Raw genomic sequence first — 1,072 nt, 5'->3', positions numbered from 1 at the left:
GAACCTCGACCGGCCGTCCGACGGCGCTGGCAGCGACCGAGTATTTGTTGTTGTCGAAGCGCACCAGGCAGGTCTTCGAGACCGATGCCGGCACCGCGTGGAATCCGTCGAACCGGCCAGCATAGGGAACGAGCTTCGGCCGCTCGGCTTCGAACACCTCCCAGACCGTCTGTTCGGCCAGTTCTGGATGTCGGTGCGCCTTGGCGTAGGCGATGCACTTATCCAGAAGCCACGCGTTCAACTCGTCCAGGGTTTTAAACCGCAGTCGCGGCGTGAAGAACCGTTCACGGACAAGGCCAACCTGGTTCTCGACCTGGCCCTTCTGCCAACCCGAGGCCGGCGTGCAGGCGACCGGGTCGACCAGGTAGTGGCTGCACATCTGCAGGAAGCGGCGATTGTAGCGACGATCCTTGCCGACGAAGATTGTCTCGACCGCCGTCTTCATGTTGTCGTAGATGCCGCGGCTGCAGGTACCCTTGAACAGCGCGAACGCCCGGTCGTGGGCGTCGAATACCATCTCCTGCGTCTCCCGCGGATAGGCCCGCACGAACAGCATGCGGCTGTGGCAGAGCCGGACATGGGCGACCTTCACGATCACCGTGGTCCCGCTCAAAAGAACTACCTCGTGGCTCCAGTCGAACTGGTAAGCTTCGCCTGGCGCAAAACTCAGCGGGACGTAGGCCGTCGCGGTTGATTGTCCGCGCTCCTTACTCCACCGCCCGGCGTACCGCCGCACGGCATCGTAACCACCGTCATAACCACGGCCGCGCAACTCTTCGAAGATCCGGATCAAGGTCAGTTGTTCGCGCGCGGACTTGGTCGCGTTCGCCGCCAGCGCCCCATCAAGCTCAGATGCCCAACGTCCAAGCTTGGGCCGTGGCTGGACCGAACGCTCATATTCGAACGAGGTCTCTCCCGACCTCAGCACCTTCCGGACCGTGTTTCGCGACACCTTCAGATCGCGGGCGATCTCCTTGATCGTTTTGCCCTTGACGAAGTGCTCGCGCCGAATCCGCGCAATCGTCTCCACGATCAGCATCCCCGACCACCTGCTTCGTTACAAAGCAGGCAG

The 1,072-nt window shown here is 62.3% G+C and carries 1 protein-coding gene; it reads right to left on the bottom strand.

Annotated elements, in window-relative coordinates; all coding sequences use genetic code 11:
- The coding region (gene istA / locus J0I64_RS03190; RefSeq protein ID WP_291406175.1) for an IS21 family transposase at positions 1-1,039 on the bottom strand (1,039 nt) is incomplete at its 3' end.
- Positions 1,040-1,072 lie beyond the last annotated feature (33 nt).

It is taken from the genome of Devosia sp. (genome assembly GCF_017307565.1).
Lineage (GTDB): Bacteria > Pseudomonadota > Alphaproteobacteria > Rhizobiales > Devosiaceae > Devosia.
This window is presented reverse-complemented; position numbering and strand designations above follow the sequence as displayed.